This window comes from Streptomyces sichuanensis, from assembly GCF_020328095.1.
GTDB lineage: Bacteria > Actinomycetota > Actinomycetes > Streptomycetales > Streptomycetaceae > Streptomyces > Streptomyces cinnamoneus.
The window spans coordinates 1-563 of the sequence record NZ_JAIXMK010000281.1; the positions used below are offsets into that span (position 1 = coordinate 1).

1 protein-coding gene is annotated in these 563 nt (G+C 63.1%); it reads right to left on the bottom strand.

All coding sequences use genetic code 11. The annotated features are described in order from the left end of the window. Positions 1-177: 177 nt before the first annotated feature. Entirely contained in the window at positions 178-411 is a 234-nt protein-coding gene (locus LE181_RS31960; protein WP_071963321.1) for a hypothetical protein, read from the bottom strand. Positions 412-563 lie beyond the last annotated feature (152 nt).

The window sequence follows — 563 nt, forward strand, 5'->3', positions numbered from 1 at the left end:
CGCTCTACCAACTGAGCTATAGCCCCTTGTTTTGTTTTCCCGCCCGGTTTTCCTTGCGGTCTCCCTGGCGACACGGATTACATTACACGGACCTCCCCCCGGTTTGCCAAATCGGTTCGACCCCGGGCCCCATCTGTCCCGGTTTGACCGATTTTCGCCCGGAGGTGACGGCCCGTCTCAGGCGGTGGCGAAGGAGTAGAACCGCTTCAGTGCGCAGTGCTCGTCGAGCAGCCGTCCGTAGATCGGCTCACCTTCGAGCTCCCGATAGGTCTCGATCGGGTCGCCTTTTATGATCAGCGCCCGCGCGCACTCCACGCACCAGTACTGGTATTCGGAGTTGAGCGGCTCCATGTCACGGACGATCGGCGTCCCGCTGCCGCACCAGTCGCACTTCCGGCTGTGAGCACCCATGGGTCAGCTCCAACCCCCTCCCCTTCGGCCCCGTCCGCTCCCGGCCGTCCGATTCTGCCACGGGACCCCGCCGGAACAGCAACAATCCCGCCTCCCTGTGGGTGGGAGACGGGATCGTCCTACTGTGGAGCTAAGGAGAATTGAACTCCTGA

Excerpts from the sequence above, each read along its gene's own strand:
- LE181_RS31960 (WP_071963321.1), bottom strand. The coding sequence starts at position 411 with ATGGGTGCTCACAGCCGGAAGTGCGACTGGTGCGGCAGCGGGACGCCG.